At 54.9% G+C, this 20,468-nt stretch carries 18 protein-coding genes; 1 reads left to right on the top strand and 17 read right to left on the bottom strand.

Going from position 1 to position 20,468, the window contains the following annotated elements:
* Positions 1 to 31: 31 nt before the first annotated feature.
* The 17 genes from BR86_RS0108295 to proB form a co-directional block, all read right to left on the bottom strand.
* The gene (locus BR86_RS0108295) at positions 32 to 652 is read right to left on the bottom strand and encodes an anthranilate synthase component II (RefSeq protein ID WP_051684690.1); all 621 of its coding nucleotides are present in this window, start codon (positions 650 to 652) and stop codon (positions 32 to 34) included.
* The gene (gene trpE / locus BR86_RS0108290) at positions 633 to 2,111 is read right to left on the bottom strand and encodes an anthranilate synthase component I (RefSeq protein WP_031472953.1); all 1,479 of its coding nucleotides are present in this window, start codon (positions 2,109 to 2,111) and stop codon (positions 633 to 635) included. The genes BR86_RS0108295 and trpE overlap by 20 nt, the downstream gene beginning before the upstream one ends.
* A 651-nt stretch (positions 2,112 to 2,762) precedes the next feature.
* A complete protein-coding gene (locus BR86_RS0108285; protein ID WP_051684689.1) occupies positions 2,763 to 3,926 on the bottom strand; it encodes an AI-2E family transporter in 1,164 nt (387 codons plus the stop codon).
* 23 nt (positions 3,927 to 3,949) lie between these two features.
* Complete coding sequence (locus BR86_RS0108280) at positions 3,950 to 5,143, bottom strand: pyridoxal phosphate-dependent aminotransferase (protein WP_031472949.1); 1,194 nt, start codon at positions 5,141 to 5,143, stop codon at positions 3,950 to 3,952.
* Between the two features lie 126 nt (positions 5,144 to 5,269).
* Positions 5,270 to 6,730 carry an O-antigen polymerase gene (locus BR86_RS0108275; RefSeq protein WP_031472947.1) on the bottom strand — a complete coding sequence of 487 codons (1,461 nt, stop codon included), beginning with the start codon at positions 6,728 to 6,730 and terminating at the stop codon, positions 5,270 to 5,272.
* A complete protein-coding gene (locus BR86_RS0108270) occupies positions 6,727 to 6,987 on the bottom strand; it encodes an HPr family phosphocarrier protein (RefSeq protein WP_031472945.1) in 261 nt (86 codons plus the stop codon). Before BR86_RS0108270 ends, BR86_RS0108275 begins: the two co-directional genes overlap by 4 nt.
* Before the next feature lie 3 nt (positions 6,988 to 6,990).
* Positions 6,991 to 8,367, bottom strand: a complete 1,377-nt coding sequence (locus BR86_RS0108265; protein WP_031472943.1) for a CdaR family protein — start codon at positions 8,365 to 8,367, stop codon at positions 6,991 to 6,993.
* On the bottom strand, positions 8,345 to 9,226 hold the full coding sequence (cdaA, locus tag BR86_RS0108260) for a diadenylate cyclase CdaA (protein ID WP_031472941.1): 882 nt from the start codon (positions 9,224 to 9,226) through the stop codon (positions 8,345 to 8,347). Before cdaA ends, BR86_RS0108265 begins: the two co-directional genes overlap by 23 nt.
* Before the next feature lie 4 nt (positions 9,227 to 9,230).
* Positions 9,231 to 10,169 carry a hypothetical protein gene (locus BR86_RS0108255; RefSeq protein ID WP_031472939.1) on the bottom strand — a complete coding sequence of 313 codons (939 nt, stop codon included), beginning with the start codon at positions 10,167 to 10,169 and terminating at the stop codon, positions 9,231 to 9,233.
* On the bottom strand, positions 10,166 to 10,594 hold the full coding sequence (locus tag BR86_RS0108250; RefSeq protein WP_031472937.1) for a hypothetical protein: 429 nt from the start codon (positions 10,592 to 10,594) through the stop codon (positions 10,166 to 10,168). Before BR86_RS0108250 ends, BR86_RS0108255 begins: the two co-directional genes overlap by 4 nt.
* 215 nt (positions 10,595 to 10,809) lie before the next feature.
* Positions 10,810 to 11,964 carry a DUF3810 domain-containing protein gene (locus BR86_RS0108245; protein WP_051684688.1) on the bottom strand — a complete coding sequence of 385 codons (1,155 nt, stop codon included), beginning with the start codon at positions 11,962 to 11,964 and terminating at the stop codon, positions 10,810 to 10,812.
* Positions 11,965 to 12,044: 80 nt separating this feature from the next.
* Entirely contained in the window at positions 12,045 to 14,297 is a 2,253-nt protein-coding gene (pflB, locus tag BR86_RS0108240) for a formate C-acetyltransferase (protein WP_031472933.1), read from the bottom strand.
* 383 nt (positions 14,298 to 14,680) lie between these two features.
* A complete protein-coding gene (pflA, locus tag BR86_RS0108230) occupies positions 14,681 to 15,415 on the bottom strand; it encodes a pyruvate formate-lyase-activating protein (protein WP_031472929.1) in 735 nt (244 codons plus the stop codon).
* A gap of 17 nt (positions 15,416 to 15,432) precedes the next feature.
* On the bottom strand, positions 15,433 to 16,143 hold the full coding sequence (locus BR86_RS0108225) for a Crp/Fnr family transcriptional regulator (RefSeq protein ID WP_031472927.1): 711 nt from the start codon (positions 16,141 to 16,143) through the stop codon (positions 15,433 to 15,435).
* A 76-nt stretch (positions 16,144 to 16,219) separates the two neighbouring features.
* Positions 16,220 to 16,771 (bottom strand): prolyl-tRNA synthetase associated domain-containing protein, encoded by a 552-nt coding sequence (locus BR86_RS0108220; protein ID WP_031472925.1) that lies wholly within the window; start codon positions 16,769 to 16,771, stop codon positions 16,220 to 16,222.
* A 143-nt stretch (positions 16,772 to 16,914) separates the two neighbouring features.
* The gene (locus tag BR86_RS0108210) at positions 16,915 to 18,195 is read right to left on the bottom strand and encodes a glutamate-5-semialdehyde dehydrogenase (protein WP_031472923.1); all 1,281 of its coding nucleotides are present in this window, start codon (positions 18,193 to 18,195) and stop codon (positions 16,915 to 16,917) included.
* 138 nt (positions 18,196 to 18,333) lie between these two features.
* Positions 18,334 to 19,248 carry a glutamate 5-kinase gene (gene proB, locus BR86_RS0108205; RefSeq protein ID WP_330372121.1) on the bottom strand — a complete coding sequence of 305 codons (915 nt, stop codon included), beginning with the start codon at positions 19,246 to 19,248 and terminating at the stop codon, positions 18,334 to 18,336.
* A gap of 293 nt (positions 19,249 to 19,541) precedes the next feature.
* On the opposite strand from proB, the gene BR86_RS15225 reads away from it, so the two are divergent.
* Entirely contained in the window at positions 19,542 to 20,336 is a 795-nt protein-coding gene (locus BR86_RS15225) for a Crp/Fnr family transcriptional regulator (protein WP_051684687.1), read from the top strand.
* Positions 20,337 to 20,468: the final 132 nt, after the last annotated feature.

Raw genomic sequence — 20,468 nt, 5'->3', positions numbered from 1 at the left:
GTTTCGCGTTCCTTTCTTCCGCTCCTCGCTCTCAAGGTGCGTTTCGTGTTCCTTTCTTCTGCTTCTCGCTCTCAAGGCGTTTTTTCGCAAGCCGGATAAAATTCTCCAGGACCTTCACCCCGTCCGGCGTCATGATGGATTCCGGATGGAACTGCACGCCGTAGACCGGATACGTCCTGTGGGCCACTGCCATAACCTCCCCGTCGTCCGCCGTGGCGGTCACCGTCAGTTCCTCCGGAAGAGTCTTCGGATCGACCGCCAGCGAGTGATACCGCGCCACCGGAATCGTCTCCGGCAGCCCCGCAAAGAGTGGGCAGGAGCGGTCCAGTTTTGCCATCGACTGCTTTCCGTGCATCATTTTCTTCGCATATACAATCTCAGCTCCGAAAGCCTCGCAGATTCCCTGCTCACCGAGGCAGACCCCCAGGATCGGAATCTGGTCGCCCAGCTCCCGCACGGTTTCTTCCAGAACACCCGCATCCGCCGGTCTTCCCGGTCCCGGGGACAGAATCACCGCTTCCGGGGAAAGTTCCGCAATCTCCGCCACCGTCAGTTCATCGTTCCGAACGACCCGGATCTCCGGCTCGATGCTTCCCACAAGCTGAAAGAGATTGTAGGAAAAACTGTCATAATTATCGATCAGCAAAATCATATCCGTCTGCCTCCTCCAGTGCTCTCACGACCGCGGCCGCCTTGTTGATGCACTCCTCATACTCCTTTTCCGGCACGCTGTCCGCGACGATTCCGGCTCCGCTTCTCACAAAAACCTTTCCGTTTTTCTTATAGGCAAGGCGTATGCCGATGCAGGTGTCCATATTGCCGGTAAAATCGATATAACCGATGGCACCTCCGTAGATGCCGCGCCGGTTGTCCTCCAGTTCGTTGATCAGCTGGCAGGCCCGGATCTTAGGCGCCCCCGAAAGCGTTCCCGCCGGGAGAACCGCACCGATCGTATCCAGCGCGTCCAGGCCGTCCCGGATGTTTCCCCGCACCGTCGAGCCGATGTGCATGACATGGGAGAAACGGAGAATCTGATGATAATGCTCCACCTCAACGCTTCCGAATTCCGAGAGGCGGCCGAGATCATTTCGGCCGAGGTCCACCAGCATGTTGTGCTCCGCCAGTTCCTTTTCGTCTGCGAGAAGCTCTTCTTCCAGCGCCCGATCCTCCTCCGGCGTCTTTCCGCGCCGTCTCGTTCCCGCCAGCGGGAAGGTGTGCAGAACGCCGTCCTCGAGCCTTACCAGCGTTTCCGGCGACGCGCCCGCCGTCTCGACATCGGTCCCGGAAAGATAAAACATATACGGCGACGGGTTGACGGTCCGCAGTACCCGGTAGGTATTGAGAAGCGTTCCCTCGAAACTTCCCTCCAGCCGATTGGAGAGAACGATCTGGAAAATGTCGCCTTCGTGGATGTGATCCTTTGCCTTCCGGATCATTTCGCAGTAGGCTTCTTTGTCAAAATACGGCGTCATGTCGGAAGTCAGTTTCCCCGGCACATCCTCCGCGGGCTTTCCGTAAAGGATCAGATCCCGCATCTCTGCCAGATTGCGTTCCGCCCTGTGATAACCCGCTTCGCCTTCGTCCACGTTCATGTTGGAGATCAGGATGATTTTCTGCTTCACGTTGTCGAAGACGATCACATTTTCAAACAGCATCAGATCAATGTCCTCGAATTCTTCGGTATCCTTGGCGTCCAGATCGAGCGTCGGCTCTGCGTATTTGAGATAATCGTAGGAAAAATATCCGACAAGTCCGCCCGCAAACGGCGGCAGTTCCGGAATCCGCACTGCCTTATGTTCCTTCATGATCTGACGGATGTAGGAGGCAGGGTCCTTTGTCTCCACCGTGATCGCGCCGATCTTCATCTTTCCGGCGCGGCACCGGATCTCCAGCGTCGGATCGTAGCCGAGAAATGTATACCTGCCCCATCGCTCCTGTGCCTCTGCGGATTCAAGGATAAAGCAGTGCTCGGACACCTTTTTCAGCTTCCGGAGAACCATGATCGGTGTGACCATATCTGCCGGAAGCTCACGGTAAACCGGAACCCGGTGACAGTCGGTTCCTGCGGTCATCTTACGCACATCCTCCAGTGCCGGAAGTGCCGACTCCATCCCGTTCTGCCGGGTTTTTCCATATTCGGATGTCATTTCGGGTATTTTCTGGATCTTCATATACGCTCCTCTCCCAGATAAAAATCTCAGCCTTTCTGCGTTATTCGACCAATCCGGACGCCGCCGCTGGTCACCGGAAGGTGACAGCTTCCTTGGCGAAGCTCTTAGCGAGGTCTTTTCGAGCTTAGTGCGTGCCATGGAAATTCACTTAGCGAGGTTTTCTCGAGCTTAGTGAATTTGCTTTCAGCGGCGTGCGCATCCTCGCGGAGCATTTTGTGTTTCACAGGAAATGTGAAACACAAAAACGCCCCTGAGAGAGATCTTCCGATCATCTCTCAAGGACGTTGAATCTGAATTCAGCGCGGTGCCACCTTGATTCACAGCATGACACGTTTCCGGCCTGCTGTGCTCCTTTTGCGAAGTACCATCATACTCCCGGACTGTAACGACGTCCTCCCGTCATCGAATACTTGCGGCGGATGCTCCGCCGTGTTCACGATGCCCTCTGTGGTCCATTTGCATCAGGGTGATAATGCTGAAATTCCACCATCTTCAGCTCTCTGTGAATTCCTTCTGATACGTTATCTCCACGTCATCGGTTTCAAACGCTCTATGAAATTGTCTAAATATTACATGATCTTCTACCAAAAGTCAACATTTCATTTCTTCATCCCGTTTATAATCTGACGGAATATCGTCATTTCCTTCATCCTCCTGCTTCTCCGGATCCGAATTCGAACTCTGCCCCGGATCCATACAGGACTCCGGTTCCGACCTCAGGATCCGGTGCCACTCTTTTCTCAGTTCCCGGAACGCTTCCCGCTCACGGTCAAAAAAGCCGTGCTTCCAGAACTGTCCGATTAAAATTCCGATGGGAACGGCGAGGATCATTCCGCCGATTCCGCAGACACGGTAACCGGTAAAAAGGAGGAAAAGCGTCATCAGCGGCGACAGTCCCATGGTATCGCCCACGACCTTCGGCTGAATCAGCTGCCGGAGAAACTGCGTGACCGCCCAGAGAATCACACACCCCGCCGCCATCCGGTAGTCGTTCTGCCAAAATGAGAATACAGCCCACGGAAGCAGTGCCGTCCCGGTTCCGAATACCGGCAGGAAATCCAGAAACGAGATGAGAAAAGCCAGCAGAAGCGCCCATTTCACCTTCAGGATCAGGAATCCGGCAATCAGTACCGCCATCACCACCAGCATGATCCTGAACTGTGCGAGGAAATATCCCCCGATCAGACGTCCCGCCTCACCTTTCAGGAAGATCCCGTATGCCGTAAGCCGTTTCGGCATATGCCTCCTCAAAAATGCGATGCAGCTGTCATAGTGGACAAGGAACAGGTAGGAGCCGGCCAGAATGACGACCGTGTAGACGAGAGTGTCCGGAAACACGCTGAGGACTTTCCGGATCTCGGGCGCCGAACCGCGAAACTGGTCCGGAATCTTCTCCGCCAATTCCGGAAACTGTCTCTGCGCCCACAGAAAAAGCTGATATGCCCACAGGCCAATCCTCCACAGAAGATAGAACACTGCCGCCAGAACGGTTCCGATCAGGACCAGGGACCCGTATCTCCTGCCGATCCGGAATTTCCGCTCCAGAAAATGCACGAGCGGGTGAATCAGCATTGCGATCAGCCAGGCGACCAGGAAAGGCACATAAAAACGAAACAGGAAAATGGCGCACAGAATCACCCCCGCCTTCTCCGCGATCGGTATCAGAAACCGCGCGGTAAGGAGCATCAGCCGATTCCTGTCCGATCCGGCCTCCGGGGCCCGATCGACGTCCTTCCTGTTTCGCTCGTTATCCATATTATGTCCTCCGGGACTTATTTTTATTTTTTCAGGCCGTATTGCTCCGCGACCTTTGCAAATGCCGGCATGGAACGCCCGATCATGTCGTAGCTCACGCAGTACGCGATGCGGACGTATCCGCCGCAGGCAAAGGAGGAACCCGGCACCACCAGAATATGATGTTCTCTGCAGACATCACAGAATTCCTTTTCATCTTCCACAGGAGACTTCACCCACATATAGAACGCTCCCTGCGGGCGCACACATTCAAATCCGAGAGCTGTCAGACCGTCATAGAGCGCACTGCGGTTCCGGTCATAGGCTTCGACATTCACTTTCGCATTCAGACAGCGCTTGATCACTCTCTGAATCAGAGAAGGCGCATTCACGCTTCCGATCACACGGTTTGCGATGGCGGCCGCCGCGATCAGCTCCCTGCTCTCACTGACCTCGTCCGGGATCACAACATATCCGATTCGCTCCCCCGGAAGAGAGAGTGACTTGCTGTACGAATAGCAGACCACGCTGTTGGCATAGAACTTTGTCACATACGGAACCTCGATCCCGTCGTATGCAAGCTCGCGGTATGGCTCGTCGGAGATCAGCAGAATCTCCGTGCCGAATTCCTTCTGCTTTTCTTCCAGAATTGCGGCAAGGCTCCGGATGGTCTCTTCGGAATAAATGACGCCGGTGGGATTGTTCGGCGTGTTGATGAGCACCGCCTTGGTGCGTTTGTTGATCATCGACTCAAACGCGGTCAGGTTCGGCTGAAACGTTTCGGTGTCAGCCGGAACCACCATCAGTTTTCCGTCATAATTGCGGACATAATTGCCGTACTCGACAAAGTACGGGGCAAAGGTCAGCACTTCATCGTCCGGATTCAGCACCGCTTTCAGAATGATATTCAGCGCGCTGGCCGCTCCCACGGTCATGATCAGATTCCGGGCACCGAAGCGGGTTCCGAACCGGTCATTCAGCGACTGCGCGATCGCCTCGCGGACATCCTCATATCCGCTGTTGGACATATATCCGTGAATCAGAAGCGTATCTTCCTCCTCCAGAACATCCCGGATTGCCTGATTGACCTCCGGCGGCGCCGGAACCGAGGGATTTCCGAGGCTGAAGTCATAAACATTTTCCCGTCCGTACAGCGCCGCAAGGCGGTTGCCTTCCTCAAACATCATACGGATCGCGGAATTATTGCGAAGTAACGGCATCATTTTTTCTGATATCATGGTATATCCTCTTTCTGAAAAAACGGATCTGCAGTTCTTATCTATATATTTCCATTATATCCGTTTTTATATCCGATAACCAATTATCTTGCGTTTTGATAAGCATAATTTTTTATTATGTTTCCGTCAGCTTCGAAGTTCCACCGCCAGTGCGGCCGCGGCCGTAACGCCGAAATAAAACCACGTCACCGGAAGGGAAAACCAGGTCGTAAAGAACGCCAGAAGAAGATAGACGGCTGCCTGTCCGTAAAACAGAAACATCACCGGATTCGTGCATTTTTCCGCCCGATCGGCAATCCAGCGCGCCGCTCCGCCGAGAAGAGCGGAGAACAGTACCACGCCAAAGACACCGAAATCATAGTAGGCGTCGTAAAGGATCGTGGTGGTGGTCAGCTCTTCTTTCACAAAATACATCGGCCATTCCACCAGTTCCGGCTTCAGAAACTTTATGCCGGTAAAAGTCAGAAGCGGCATCATGGACTTTGCTCCCATCGAGTGCTCTGTGAGCGCCCGCACCATATAGTCGAAATTCTCGTAATTGTTTGCGATATAGATATACGGCTGCGAGAAAAAGACCGGCATGTGTTCATTCTTCATCTCAAACACCTGATTCAGGTACGCCGCATCATGGCTTCTCGCGACGGACAAAGCCGCAAAGAGCACCGCGATCACCGTTAGCGCGGCCGGAATCATCCAGGGACGGATCCGGTCAAACATCCGGACATACACCGCCACCGCGATCAGAATTCCGAACATCATCTGAAAGCGGGAAACGCACAGAAGCGGGACCGCCAGCGACAGAATAAGGGCGAGTTCCGCCAGCCGGTCAAAGAAAAGATCTCTTTTCCCGATCATGTTGCCGTTGAGAAAATGAAACCGGTTGATGCTGCCGACGGAGCGGACGCGCACCGAAAACTGTTCTCCCGCATCCTTCCGGAGTTTAAGATATATCATGTCCAGTCCCGGCACCAGCACGCAGCTGACCGTAATGTAATGAACCCCCATGAGATGAAACTCAGAGTAGGCATGCGGAACGCCGCGGACAAAAAGTGGAACATACCCGAGCCGGAATGCTTCAAACAGAAAACTCAGAAAACTCACGGCAGCGATGGCAAATGCGCTCGCCGCCACGGCATGCCGCGCCGAGTCAGCGCCTCCGGTACCGTGTCCTCCGCTTCTTCCCCGGTCGCCTCCGAAAGCCGAACGCCGGCCGCTTCCGAAACCGGAATTCCAGCCACCGTTTTCCGTCTGCCCCGGGGAAGCGATTCCGAATCCGCTCCGACCGTCCATCCGGATGCCCGTCAGTTCCCATGCCGTAAGAAATGCCATCTGTGCGGCAAAAAAGGAGAGCCACGTAACCGGAGACCATTCGGACGACAGATACGAAAGCCGCATGACAGCAAGGGCCTCTCCCCCGCTGAAACTCAGGGAAAAGAGGCCCCGCAGATCGCAAAAACTCCCGCTTCTTTTTACGCTTTCCGCAAAAAGGTAAATGGCGGCGATGCCAAGTTCCAGCCCGGCCAGCAACGTATGACCGCTCGCGGAAGCCAGATATGCCGCCGCATAGAGAATGAGATAGATTATCATGTCAGTTCTCCCCGGACCGCCTCACACATGGCCTTCAGAGCTTCCTGCTCATCCGGCCCATCACAGCGGATCTCAAAAGCATCGCCGAACCGGATGCAGGCGCCGAGCGTGCTAAGCACGCTCTTTGCGTTGTAATCGGATTCCCGCACGCGGAACACGATGCTGGACTGAAATCCAATGGCAATATTGCACAGGCGGTTCGCCGGCCTCAGATGAAGGCCTTCCGGAACACCGAGTGTAACTTGTTCACTGATCATAGGTCAATTTCCGGATGCGGCACTAAAATTCGCCGCATCCTCCTCCGTTTTTTTCTCTCCGTTTTTGCCGGAAGCCTTTGTCTCTTCTCCGGCCGAACCCGATTCCGCTTCCGCGGAACCGGTGTTCTCATCGTTGTTTTCGCTGCTGTTCTCGTCGCGGACATGAACCGTGACAGACGGGTAGGTGACGATCTCACATCCGTCCGCCGGCTCTGCCTTGACCTGAATCGTGTGCACTCCGGGCGAAAGGGATGACACATCCGCTGTCAGGCTCAGATCCGAAACTTTCAGTTTCTTTAACACATCCGGAAGTCCCTGAATCCGCATTCCCATCGACGCGCTCTCCACCGTATAGCGGTAACTGCCGTTTTCACCCGTGAGCGTAATATCCGACGGGCTGACATTGAAGCGCTGGATATCCAGTTTCTTCACATTCAGAACCACGTGAATCACAGTGCTGTCGAGACCGGATACGGTCACTCCCTCCGGAAGATAATCACTGATGTCGATCTCTGTCTCCACATTCTTCTCGGCATCCGCCACGTTCAGCGCCGGTGTCTGGATCCGGATCTCACTGAGAGAATCCAGAATCCGGGTATCGCCGGCCACATTGACCGCGGCAACGGTCGCATCCGCGCCGGTGAAGCGATAACCGTCCGCAGGAGTTCCGCTAACCACAAAGTTCAGCGGGATTTCCTTCAGCCGAAGCACTTCCATAGTGCAGTGAACGGAATCCGTCAGGATCTGTACCGAGTCGCTCAGATGAAGCGCATTTCCGTTTGCATCATAGAATCCCGGCGTTCCGTCCGTCTCGACGGTACTGTCTGCGCCTTCCACATCAAATTCCACGCCGACAGAATTGATCTGTCCGACCAGAGACTGCGGTCCCTGAACCACAACTTTCTGCGGATCAAGCGTTACCGCTCCCTTCTCAAAGCCGGAAGCGACTTTTCCCTTCGGCCGTGCCACAACACTGAACTCTTTGGTCTGCATCGGCTCCGTCTGGATCCGCACCACCTCCGGTGCAACCTTTTCTCCGTCAATGAGTGATGCGTTGTTCAGCACCTGCAGATGAATCGGGATAGCCCCCGTCACGGCATACATCTCGGAGAGATCCGCATATGCACGAAAATCCGACGCCTTGATCCGGTAGTCGTCTCTCGTCCGAACCTTGTAGGTGACCGTCGCGGTCTTCTTGCCGAGAACCTCATATGCCAGATTCGCGTCCTGAAGGATATCTCCGTTCACGATCTCCACCTGCACCTCCCGGGTCGATGTAATCGTCGGATTCGCGATATTGACGACGCTGAGCCAGACGATAAACGCCAGCCCGAGAGCCATCAGTTTCCATCTGGCATTATTCAGAATCTTTTCCTTCATGCTTCCTCCTCTTCCAGAACGAGCCAAAATGCCGGTTTCCGATCGGTTCACCGCGGAGCATCTCGGTCTCGAGGATATCTCTCAGCCTTTCCTGCGTCGACGCTGCCTGAAGCTCCCCGCCGATCGCCACGGATACCTGACCGGTCTCCTCCGAGACTACCAGTGTCACGCTGTCCGTGTTCTCGCTGATGCCGATGGCGGCACGGTGTCTGGTACCGTAAGCCTTGCTGATATCATTGTTCTCGGAAAGAGGGAGATAACAGGTCGCCGCCGCGACCCGGTTTCCCCGGATCACAACCGCTCCGTCATGAAGCGGCGTGTTGTGTTCAAAAATATTGATCAGAAGCTGGCTGCTCACGAGACCGTCGATGTCGATCCCGGTGCGCCGGATTTCGGAAAGCGGGCTCTCACGCTCAAGAACCATCAACGCGCCGGTCTTGACCCTGCTCATCTCAAAACAGGCGCGGACAAGCTCGCCGACGGTCACCTCCGAAAATTCCTCTTTTTCGGCGTCCTCCTCCGACTGGAAGAGATTGCCGAACATCTTCTGGCTTCCGAGCTGCTCCAGCGCTCTCCGGAGCTCCGGCTGGAAGATAACCAGCACTGCGGTCACCGCGATCACGGAGAATTTTTCCATCAGCCAGAGAATCGTGTCCAGATCAAGAACCGCTGCAAACACGAAAAAGCCGAAAATAAAGCCAATTCCCTTCAAAAGCACGCTCGCGCGGGTATTCCGGATCCAGATGATGATCTTATAGATCAAAAACGTGATAATCAGAATCTCGACGATATTTTTAAATCCGATCTTCGGGACAAACGAAATCCAGGAATAAAGCTGGGAAAAAAACGACGTTCCCACCGTGTCACCTCCTGTGAACTTTATTGATTTTCTGCACCTTGACATCCGTCCGTGCAATATTGACTTTCGGGACGGCCTTCACATAATAGTAGTAATCCTCGTCCTCATACTGAAGGAACTCCGTGCGGCCGTAATCGGCCGAAAAACGAAGGAACCGGTACAGCATGGCAACCAGTACACTGACCGCCACCGAAACCGCGGTGAGCGGAAGACTGACGGAAAGGCTGAAGCTGTAGCTCCCGGCCAGAATCACGATCAGGCCCGCCATCAGTCCGCCGGCGATCGCGATCTCCCACACGTAATTGACCGAAAGTCTGCGCAGAAGAAGTGTTACCAGCATGGTGATGCAGACCGCAATCAGCATGACGATCATTTCCGGATTGGACAGGATGCCCCGGAGAATGCTGGAAAATACCTCCGACATTTCCCTTACTTCCCCTTTTTCCGTCAGCGTACTGCTGTTCTGCCGGACGTACATGATCAGGTAATAGACGAAAATGCCGCAGCTCATCGGAATCACCGAAACCAGCGTCCCGGAAAGTCCCACCAGAACCGCCATGGCAAGCGGCATTTTGGCAAACAGCACCAGCGGCGCCAGCAGGAGCAGCCAGATCGAATCCGGCTGGAATCCAAAGAGGAGCAGCATGACGATCAGAATGAATGTGAGGGTGATCACCGTCACCTCCATAGAGAGCGCAAAAAACTCGGCCAGCAGGAAAAATCCCGCAACCGCCGTGATCGCCGTGGTCGGCAGAAAAGCGCATCCCACCGAAGTCAGCACGATCAACAGAATGCTTCCGAGCTTTTCCTGATATCCGGTGAACCGGGTGACAAATAAAAGCGACATCAGCGCCAGAAGAAAGCGGACGGCCGGGTCGATCACGATACTCCAGCGCGCATAGACCGCCTTCAGATATTCTTTTAAAACAAGCAGATTGGTCATCCGCGTTTTTCCTCCCTCATCAGTTCCTCCGCCCGTTCATGGTATTCGTAACGGCGCGACAGCGACGTGAGCATTTCCAGATACTGCTTCCAGAGCGTCACCTGACGGTCGTAGCGCCGTCCGTAGACGCCGCCGACGATCAGAAGATAGGTGATCATTCCCAGAATATAGAGCGCAATGGCGACGGTCACGCGCACCGTCAGCGTCTTCATATCGAGGTCATCCAGGACCATATCCAGATTGTAAAACACAAACAGAATACCGATCATCACGAAACTGACGGTATAACTGACAAAACCGCGCACCAGGCTGCGGAACACATAATCCGTACGGTAAAAGTCCGACACCTCCCGGACTTTTTTTCCGTTTTTCTTTTCAAACATTGCCAGATCCGTCATCCGGCGGATCTTCTCTTCTCTCAGCATACTGCACCTCAAAAGATTTTCCTGCAGTTTCCGGACCGGTCTGCAGCGGGACGAATTACGTTTGCGCCCGTTATCACGTCAGTCTCCAAAGTCTCGCGAAAGCACGGGCCCTGGAGAAATCCCCTATGAAACAAAAAAGAGCAGACTGATATACGATAAAAGTATACCATATCTGCCCTGTCAATGCGATAAATCGCGGGAATTGTTCATAGATTTCACATAATTTTGTAGGAAACAGCCTTCCAGCCCCGGCGCCGTGCGTAGACGAGCATCAGATCCACGATCCTTCCGTAACTTTTCACGCCCTCTTCCTGTCCCCCGGCGCGGAGATACGCGTCATTGACCTTCTCATGCACTTCGGCCGCCCGCCCCCGGAAACGGTCCCAATACTCATTGTTCTCCGCCAGCTCCTTTTTCATGCTCTCCGGGATCTCCCCGTAGAGCGCCGAAAAGGCTTCCGGGTCTTCCGCCGCCAGCGCGTTGCCCGCGTATACCCAGCCTTCGAGCCATCCGCTTCGGGCAAATGCCGCATTGTCCGAACGGATGCAGGCGAGAAATGCGATGAAATTGGCCTCGTCCTCGCGCATGAATCCCCTCAGATGGGAGAGTTCATGGCAGGCTGTAAACGGGCGGTTATATCCCGGAATATCGCGGTTCCACGCCGCCTCGACAAAGAACGGAAGATAGATACCGGTCACCTGCTGCTCGCTGAAGATCCGGGAGGTGACGAGCGGCTTTGGCATCGGATAGTAACCGGAAAGAGCCGGATATTCTTCGCCGAGCCCCTCCATGGCCTTCCGTGCCTCCTCGCCGATCTCCGTCTCGGTTCCATAGCTGACAGCGGTCCGTGTTTCTCCCGCGTTTTCCGCGCTGCGTTCCATGCCGTTGTCTTCTGCATGTTCCATGCGCCTTCCTTCCGCTTCGTTCAGCCGTTCCGCGATGTAGGCGCAGAGTTCCGCCAGCGCCCGCCTGTCATAACCGTCCGATTCCGCATTTTTCCGGATTTCCGCCGCCAGCCCCGACTTTTCGGAAAACGGGACCGACCGGTAATTGATCCCGCAGTTTGTCACATAGAGGAGTGCCAGCACCGCGGCCGTGAGATACGTACCGCCGAGCCACCGGAAGAACCGGCCCGCCTTCGGGCCTTTTCGAAAGATCCCGAGAAAACTCCCGGCAAAAATCAGGAGCAGGATTCCGGCCGTCATCTCCGTCACGGCAAAGGGTACGGTTCCGCTGATCCGGCTCACCTGTTCCGAGAGGATCCGGTAGATGTTCTCCCGGTACCACTCGGCAAATGACGCATTGACCATCGATAAATAATACAGTCCTCCTGCCAGAATAAGCAGAACCGTTCCTTTCAGCCAGATCATCCCCGTGCCCCCTTTGCTGATTCTGTCCCCTATCATAACATATCAGAACAAAACCTGCTTCTCCGGTTTTCCGTTCGTCCTCACATGGAAGCGTGACAGGTTCTGGAGATGACATCCAGCTGCTGCTCACGGGTCAGATCGATGAACTTGACCGCATATCCGGAAACACGGATGGTGAAGTTCGCGTATTCCGGCTTCTCCGGATGCTCCATCGCATCTTTCAGCTTCTCGATGCCGAAGACATTGACATTCAAATGATGTGCGCCGCGGTCAAAATATCCGTCCATGGCGGACACAAGGTTCTCCGCTCTCTCTTCATCGCTGTGTCCCAGCGCGCCCGGGTTGATCGTCTGTGTGTTGGAGATTCCGTCCAGTGCGTACTCATACGGAAGCTTTGCCACGGAATTCAGGGAAGCCAGAAGACCGTTCTGCTCTGCTCCGTAGGACGGATTTGCGCCCGGGGAAAGCGGAGTCCAGGCCGCTCTTCCGTCCGGAAGCATACCGGTGTTCTTTCCGTACACGACATTGGATGTAATCGTGAGAATCGAGGTGGTCGGCTCGGAGTCTCGGTAGGTATGGTAGTGCTCGATCTTCTTCATGAAAGTCTTCAGCAGCCAGACCGCAATGTCGTCCGCGCGGTCGTCGTCATTTCCGTATTTCGGGAAATCGCCTTCGATCCTGAACTCCTTCGCAATGCCGTTCTCATCGCGGACAGCTGTAACCTTCGCGTACTTGATCGCGCTCAGAGAATCGACAACATGGGAGAAGCCCGCGATACCGGTCGCAAAGGTTCTTCTCACGTCGGTATCGATCAGCGCCATCTCTGCCGCCTCATAGTAATACTTGTCGTGCATATACTGAATGAGGTTCAGGACGTTGACATAGATGCCCGCAAGCCACTCCATCATCGCATCGTACTTCTTCATTACCTCATCGTAATCGAGTACGTCGCTCTTCACCGGCGCATACTCCGGTCCGACCTGCATGCCGGTCTTCTCGTCCACGCCGCCGTTGATCGCGTACAGGAGGCATTTCGCCAGATTCGCTCTCGCGCCGAAGAACTGCATCTCCTTGCCGGTCTGGGTTGCGGATACACAGCAGCATACCGCATAGTCATCCGACCAGATCGGACGCATGACATCATCGTTCTCATACTGAACGGACGAGGTCTTAATGGAAATCATCGCGGAATACTTCTTGAAGCTCTCCGGCAGTCTGGAAGAGTAGAGAACCGTCAGGTTCGGCTCCGGAGCCGGTCCCATGTTCTCCAACGTGTGGAGGAAGCGGTAATCGTTCTTTGTCACCATGCTTCTTCCGTCATCGCCGATTCCCGCCACATCGAGGGTCGCCCATACCGGATCGCCGGAGAAGAGCTGATTGTAGCTCGGAATGCGGGCAAATTTCACCATGCGCAGTTTCAGCGTGAAATGATCCACCAGCTCCTGCGCCTCGGACTCGGTCAGGGTTCCTTCTCTCAGATCTCTCTCGATGTAGATGTCCAGGAAGGTGGACACACGGCCGACGGACATGGCCGCACCGTTCTGGCTGCGAACCGCCGCAAGATATCCGAAATACAGCCACTGGAACGCCTCGCGCGCATTCTTTGCCGGCCCGGAGATATCATATCCGTAGCTCTCCGCCATCTTCTTCATCTTTCGGAGCGCGCGGATCTGCTCTGCGATCTCTTCTCTCTGACGGATCACATCGTCGGTCATGATGCCGCAGCCGCAGCCCGCGAAGTCCTCCTGCTTTGCCCCGATGAGGCGGTCAATGCCGTAGAGGGCAACTCTGCGGTAGTCTCCGACGATTCTGCCGCGTCCGTAGGTATCCGGAAGACCGGTGAGGATCTTGTTGTGTCTCGCCAGCTTCATTTCCGGAGTGTAGGCGTCAAACACCGCCTGATTGTGTGTCTTGTGATATTTGGTAAAGATCTTGTGAAGTTCCGGGTTCGGCTGATATCCGTAGGTCGTGCAGGCTTCCTCCGCCATCTTGATACCGCCGTATGGCATAAATGCTCTCTTTAACGGCTTGTCCGTCTGAAGCCCCACAACCTTTTCCAGTTTCTCGGTGCCTTCTCCGATATAAGCAGCGCCGTATGCGTCCACATCGGACACCACTTCGGTCTCCATATCGAGAACACCGCACTTCGCGCGTTCTTCTCTCTGATATCCCTGTACCATATCCCAAAGACGGTTCGTCGCCTCCGTCGGCTCCGCCAGGAAACTCTCATCCCCATCATAGACGGTGTAGTTCTTCTGGATGAAATCTCTTACATTGATGTCATCCACCCAGTGGCCGCTTTCAAAGCTTCTCCATTCTTCTCTCATTGACATGATTACTTCCTTTCTTCATTCACTTGTTTCATTCAAAATCCGGATCTCTTTCTACCGGGACTATTTATAGCACAGTGAATCTCCCCGGTTCTTTGACCGCGGTCAAGTTCGGAAGGGGGTCTGTGTCCTTTTTCGCATGCAATATTAGTCTTATCTAACCAAGCGTTTGAAGAAAAGCCCGGAACCACGCGATTCCGGGCCTTTCGGGCTGTATTTGTTCTTTTTTCCATACATTCTTTTCAGGTCACCGTATGGTTTTTCCGGAGCTTTCCTCTCTTCCGGCATATAGTTCGCGCGGTCCGGCGCCCTCTCCCCGGGCGTGCTCTTCCGGTCACATTTCCCTGCGCACTGTTCCGGCGAACTTACCGGACGCGCTGTTTCGGTCATCCCTCCCCGCGCAGAATCCGCTCCGCGTTTTTCACTCGGTCCGGGGTCGGCGATTCCACATCCCGCAGTGTATACGGAATTCCGAGTTCTTCCCATTTCGGGATTCCGAGAGCGTGATACGGCAGCACCTCCACCTTTTCGACATTGGTGAGCGTATCCAGAAACGCCCGGGTTTTCCGGAGAGATTCCTCCCGGTCCGTGATGCCCGGAACAAGGACATGGCGAATCCAGACCGGTTTTCCGATCTCCGACAGATACCGCAGCATGTCCAGAATATTGTCATTGGGCTGTGCCGTCAGTTTCCGGTGTTCCTCCGGATCGATGTGCTTGATATCCACCAGCAGAAGATCCGTATACTTCATCAGTTCCCGGAAGGTTCCGAACCACGGTTCTTCCCTCGTAAAGGGCTGGCCGGCGGTGTCGATCACGGTGTGAATTCCCCGCTCTTTCGCTTTTTTCATCAGATCGAACAGAAAATCCATCTGAAGGAGCGGTTCTCCTCCGCTGACGGTGATCCCGCCTTTTTTGCCCCAGTAGGATCTGTATCGGAGTGCCTGCTCCAGCACCTCCTCCGCCTCCCGTTCCCGGGACTTTCCGACGGGGTCCCAGGTATCGACGTTGTGACAATAGCGGCACCGCATCCGGCACCCCTGCATAAAAACAAGAAAACGGATCCCCGGCCCGTCCACCGAGCCGAAGGATTCCGTCGAATAGATTCTTCCCTTCGCCATGTTCTTCCTCTCTTCCGTCAGGCCTCTCCGCTGGTAAAAATCCGCCGCAGACCGTCTCTCGAAAGTATCCGGATCCGTCCTTGCCCCAGTCTCTGCAGGATCTCTTCCTTCTCAAACTGCCGCAGAACACGGCTGACCGTCTCCTGACGCAGGCTGATGGAGGCGGCAATCTCATCCAGTTTCAGATGAATCTCCGGCTCCGGGAAACGCCGGATCCGGTCCAGAAGAAATCCGGCCATCCGCACGCGCGGACTCCGGATTGATAAGAGCAGCGCCTTTTCCTTTGCCGCCTCCAACCGCTTGGATAAGAGCGCGATCAGGTAGCGCTCTATCCCCGGATGCCGGTCCAGTTCTCCGAAGAAGACGTCTTTGCTGATCTCGCACACGCTGACTTCCGTCAGGCAGACCGCGGTATAGGTAAATACCGCATTCTCCACAAAAAGACTCTCCCAGATGGAATTTCCGTCTGAGAGAACATCCATGATATATTCCTGTCCGTCCGAATCGATCCGGCATAATTTCACCCGTCCCGCCTCGATGATCCGGATGGAATTCACCGGATCGCCTTCGAGAAAGAGAAGGCTTCCCTTGTCATGTCGGCGACGGATCGCATGCCGGCAGAGCGATTCCTGCACCTCTTCCGGAAGTTCCCGGAAAAGGGGAAGATCCGCTGTGCAGAGATGGCCGTCTCTTGTCCTGCAGCGCTCGCAGAATGAACTGTTTGTCATATCCTCTTACTTCTTTCTGTCTGTCACATTTCCCGCTGCCGGGGAAATGCGCCCGTCAAATGTCTGTCCCTGTCCTTCACGCCTCACCGTTCAGAACAACGGTCGTGTAGGCGTGATCCACCGCCGGCAGAAACTTATCCACCATATCACGGGTTTTCATGCACAGACTTGTGGTATTCACACACGGATGACAGCCGAACTCCTCGGCGTTCAGCACATCCTCGTCAATCAGAAGCCGTACCCGGTGTTCCCTGTCGTTCATCAGTCCCATCACCGACACCGATCCCGGCGTGATGTCAAGATACCGCTCCATATATTCGGCGTCCGCGAACGACAGCCTCGCCGTTCCGATCTGTCCGGAGAGTTCTTTTGTCTTAAACGGCTTGTCCCCCGGCATCAGCAGCATATAAAAATCCGTCTTCTGCCGGTTGCACAGAAACAGATTCTTGCACATCACAACGCCCGCCGCGCCGTCCACTTCCTCACACGCCTCCATGGTGTAGAGGGCCTCGTGATCGATCCGGCGGTACGGTATACCGAGATGATCCAGCATATCATAGCACCGGATCTCTTTTAAAAGGCGCCCGGTCACATCCTGCGGCCGTCCCTGTTCTATCATGAGTTCCATGTCACATTCCTGTCTTATTCTTCATTTCATCCGGGATCGCACGGCAATCATCCTTCCGGACACCCGCACTTCTTCCGCGCCGGATGCCCGCAGTCTCATCGGAAGATCTTCTCTCACTTCCTGTGCCTGACCCATCTTCCTTCTCAGCGCACCTGTCCGGTTCCGTCGATCTGGTATTTTGTCGTCGTCAGTTCCCGCAGTCCCATCGGTCCGCGCGCATGAAGCTTCGCGGTGGAAATGCCGATCTCCGCGCCGAAGCCGAATTCACCGCCGTCCGTAAATCTCGTCGATGCGTTCCAGTACACACAGGCCGAATCGACGGCATTCTGGAAGAGACGGGCATGCGCCTCATCCGGCGTGAGAATCGTCTCCGAATGTTTTGTCGAGTACCGGTTGATGTGTCCGATTGCTTCTTCCACGCTGCCGACTGTCTTCACCGACATCTTATAGTCCAGATATTCCGTTCCGAAATCCTCTTCCGACGCGCGCTCAATCAGCGAACGGTTCAGCGCCGGATCCGCCCCGGCCGCTTCCTGCAGCGCTGCAAAAGCTTCCGCGTCGGCATAAACGATCACATTCTTTTCCTGCAGTTTTTTCACCGCTGCCGGAAGAACCGTCACCAGCACGCTCCGGTGCACGACAAGACTCTCTGCCGCATTGCACACGCCGATCCGCTGTGTCTTGGCGTTGAAGATGATCTCCTTCGCCATCTCCGTATCGCACCCTTCATCCAGGAAAATATGGCAGTTTCCGGCTCCCGTCTCGATCACCGGAACCGTGCTGTTCTTCACCACTGCCTGAATCAGGCGGGCAGAACCTCTCGGGATCAGCACATCGACATATCCGTTCATCTGCATGAACTTTGTTGTGGTCTCGTGATCCGTCGCACGGATCAGAAGCAGCGCGTCCTCCGGAAATCCGTTCTCTCTGAGCGCTCCGCGGATCACACCCGCCACCGCGCTGTTGGAATGAATCGCATCGCTTCCGCCCTTCAGTATCACGGCATTGCCGGATTTGAATGCGATGGAAAATGCATCCGATGTGACATTCGGCCGGGCCTCGTAGATGATCCCGACCACGCCGATCGGAACGCGGACTTTGCGGAGACGAAGACCGTTCGGCCGGGTCCACTCTTCCAGAACGTCACCGACCGGATCCGGAAGAGACGCCACGCCGCGGACCGCTTCCGCCATCCCGTGAATCCTCTCTTCATTCAGCAAAAGCCGGTCGAGAAGTCCCTCCGGCATATTCTTTGCCCTTCCGTTCTCAATATCTGTCCGGTTTGCCCGGATAATCTCCTCCGCATGCGCCTCGAGCGCAGCCGCCGACGCCATAAGGGCACGGTTCTTTTCCTCTGTCGTCAGGCCGTTCAGGGCGAATGCCGCCTCTCTGGCTCTCATCCCGAGTTCTGTAAGCTGTTCCATCCGTAATCTCCTTTGAATCTGTGCCGATAGCGCGGGATCATTTTCCCACATTCCGCCCGGCATTTCCGTTTCATGGGTTACTGATTCTTCATACTTTTCCAAATTTACCAATCCGTAACCCGGCACGCCGTCATGACTTTATTCTTCCGCGTCTTTTGCCCGGCGGATAAACTCTGCCAGATCAAAATTCTCATTTTTGTGTGCCGCAAAGAGGGTACCGACATTTTTTCCCTTCAGAATGTCGAAGATGATATCCGCACTGTCGAACTTCGCGATCACCATATCCGCATCCGAATCGGTCGCAATGCGGGCCGCCGCGATCTTTGCGCTCATGCCGCCGGTTCCGACGTCGCTTCCCGCGCCCTTCCCCATGCCGAGGATCTCTTCCGTAATCGTCGGGACATATTCGATGAACACCGCATCCCGGTTGTGACGCGGATCATCGGTATACATTCCCTCAATGTCGGACAGAAGGATCACCAGATCCGCGCCGATCACCGCGCCGACGATGGACGCCAGCTGATCGTTGTCTCCGAAGGTCTCCAGCTGAGCGAGCTCCTGTGTCGAGATCGTATCATTCTCATTGACAACCGGAATGACGCCAAGCTTTAAGAGCTCGTCAAAGGTGTTCTTTGTGTTGTCCCGGGATGTCTGGTTGATGATGACATTTTTCGTCAGAAGCACCTGCGCCGTTGTCTGGCTGTACTCCGCGAAAAAGCGCTGGTAGGTGCTCATGAGTTTTGCCTGTCCGACGGCCGCAAACGCCTGTTTTTCGGTCATGGAGCCCGGTTTTCTTCCGATCTTCAAAGCCTGGCGCCCGCATGCCACCGCGCCGGAAGACACCAGAACGACGTCCCGCCCCTCCCCTTTCAGGTCGGCGAGAACGCGGATCAGATGGTCAATCTTGGAAAGGTTCAGTTCTCCGGTTTCCGGATGCACCAGCGAATTGCTTCCGACCTTGATGACGATTCTCTTCTTGTCCTTCAGACTCTGTCTTTTTTCCATCGATGCTCTGGATCTGCGATCCGGGAGCGATGTCTGTCTCTCTTCCATGTGGATCCCCTTTTCTGAAACTGCACCGTGAATCTGCCCTCTCTCCGGATCTCCGGAGCCTGCCTTTCTTCACATTTTGCTTTAGCCGATTAAATCATTTTTGGATATAGTGTACCATCATCAGACAAAAAGGTACATCACAATTCTTTCTTTTTCTTTCGCATCTGCTTTTCATGTTACAATATTCAGCGTACAAAGCGGACTTTTGTGTGAGAAATAATTCCGGCAGCAAGATTTTCCGGAGACATCCCCGCAAAATATTTATTCAAAATATTCATTATTGGAGATTATCTATGAACATATCCATCCCATCGCTTTCCGCATCCGAGCGCGTCCTCCTTGGAAAATGTCCCCTTTTTTCGGGTTTTCCCGAACCGGATCTGGACTTCGCGCTCCGTTTTTTCGGTGCGGAACGCGTCACCTTATCGCAGGGTGAATCCCTGCTGAACGAGGGCGATCCCATCTCCTTCTTCGGTCTGGTTCTCTCCGGCAAGATCCGGGTTTCCATGACCGCCATCACCGGAGAGGAACTTCTGATGGCCGGCGTACTCCCCGGCGGAACCTTCGGGGAATCCCTGTGCTATCTCCGTACCGGCAGCGCCGGCATCTCGGTCCGCGCCGATCTGGATTCGGTCATACTCCGGATGAGCACTGACCGCCTTCAGAATTCCCTCCTCTCTCCGGAAACGGCCGTTCTTCCGGCCCAAAACCGGGAGAAATCCGCCCCTTCCGGCGGCATTTCGGCGGATCATGCGGATCCGACGGCCCGAAATGCCGAAGATCTGAACGCGGCACGACTGTCCCGCCTCCTCACGGACCGTTTTCTCCGAATGCTCGCCCACCGCGCGCTCTCGATGAACCGGCGCATTCAGACCCTGACGCGGACCACGCTCCGCCGGAAACTGATCGCCTTCTTCAGCGAATGCCGTGACGAATTCGGCTCCGATGCCTTTACGGTCCCGATGGACCGCGAGGGGCTGGCCTCATACCTTGGCACCAACCGCTCCGCGCTCTCGCGGGAACTCTCTGCCATGAAAAAAGACGGTCTGATTGATTTCCGGAGAAATGAATTCCGCCTGTGCCGCTGAGACCGCGCCGGAAATAATTTCCTTCCGATGCCGGCTGGACCGCCGGAAATAGTTTTCCTTCCGATGCCGACTGGACCGCGGATTAATTCATTTCTTCTTAATCCGGCCGGAGCGCCGGAAAATCTTTTTTCA

This window comes from [Clostridium] aminophilum DSM 10710, from assembly GCF_000711825.1.
GTDB classification, from domain to species: domain Bacteria; phylum Bacillota; class Clostridia; order Lachnospirales; family Lachnospiraceae; genus Clostridium_R; species Clostridium_R aminophilum.
The sequence above is the reverse complement of the archived record's forward strand: the minus strand, read 5'-3'. Positions and strand labels throughout refer to the sequence as shown.

Coding starts and splice junctions, on each gene's coding strand:
- BR86_RS0108295 (WP_051684690.1), bottom strand. CDS start 652: ATGATTTTGCTGATCGATAATTATGACAGTTTTTCCTACAATCTCTTT.
- trpE (WP_031472953.1), bottom strand. CDS start 2,111: ATGGAGTCGGCACTTCCGGCACTGGAGGATGTGCGTAAGATGACCGCA.
- BR86_RS0108285 (WP_051684689.1), bottom strand. CDS start 3,926: ATGGATAACGAGCGAAACAGGAAGGACGTCGATCGGGCCCCGGAGGCC.
- BR86_RS0108280 (WP_031472949.1), bottom strand. CDS start 5,143: ATGATATCAGAAAAAATGATGCCGTTACTTCGCAATAATTCCGCGATC.
- BR86_RS0108275 (WP_031472947.1), bottom strand. CDS start 6,730: ATGATAATCTATCTCATTCTCTATGCGGCGGCATATCTGGCTTCCGCG.
- BR86_RS0108270 (WP_031472945.1), bottom strand. CDS start 6,987: ATGATCAGTGAACAAGTTACACTCGGTGTTCCGGAAGGCCTTCATCTG.
- BR86_RS0108265 (WP_031472943.1), bottom strand. CDS start 8,367: ATGAAGGAAAAGATTCTGAATAATGCCAGATGGAAACTGATGGCTCTC.
- BR86_RS0108255 (WP_031472939.1), bottom strand. CDS start 10,169: ATGACCAATCTGCTTGTTTTAAAAGAATATCTGAAGGCGGTCTATGCG.
- BR86_RS0108250 (WP_031472937.1), bottom strand. CDS start 10,594: ATGCTGAGAGAAGAGAAGATCCGCCGGATGACGGATCTGGCAATGTTT.
- BR86_RS0108245 (WP_051684688.1), bottom strand. CDS start 11,964: ATGATCTGGCTGAAAGGAACGGTTCTGCTTATTCTGGCAGGAGGACTG.
- pflB (WP_031472933.1), bottom strand. CDS start 14,297: ATGTCAATGAGAGAAGAATGGAGAAGCTTTGAAAGCGGCCACTGGGTG.
- pflA (WP_031472929.1), bottom strand. CDS start 15,415: ATGGCGAAGGGAAGAATCTATTCGACGGAATCCTTCGGCTCGGTGGAC.
- BR86_RS0108225 (WP_031472927.1), bottom strand. CDS start 16,143: ATGACAAACAGTTCATTCTGCGAGCGCTGCAGGACAAGAGACGGCCAT.
- BR86_RS0108220 (WP_031472925.1), bottom strand. CDS start 16,771: ATGGAACTCATGATAGAACAGGGACGGCCGCAGGATGTGACCGGGCGC.
- BR86_RS0108210 (WP_031472923.1), bottom strand. CDS start 18,195: ATGGAACAGCTTACAGAACTCGGGATGAGAGCCAGAGAGGCGGCATTC.
- proB (WP_330372121.1), bottom strand. CDS start 19,248: ATGGAAGAGAGACAGACATCGCTCCCGGATCGCAGATCCAGAGCATCG.
- BR86_RS15225 (WP_051684687.1), top strand. CDS start 19,542: ATGAACATATCCATCCCATCGCTTTCCGCATCCGAGCGCGTCCTCCTT.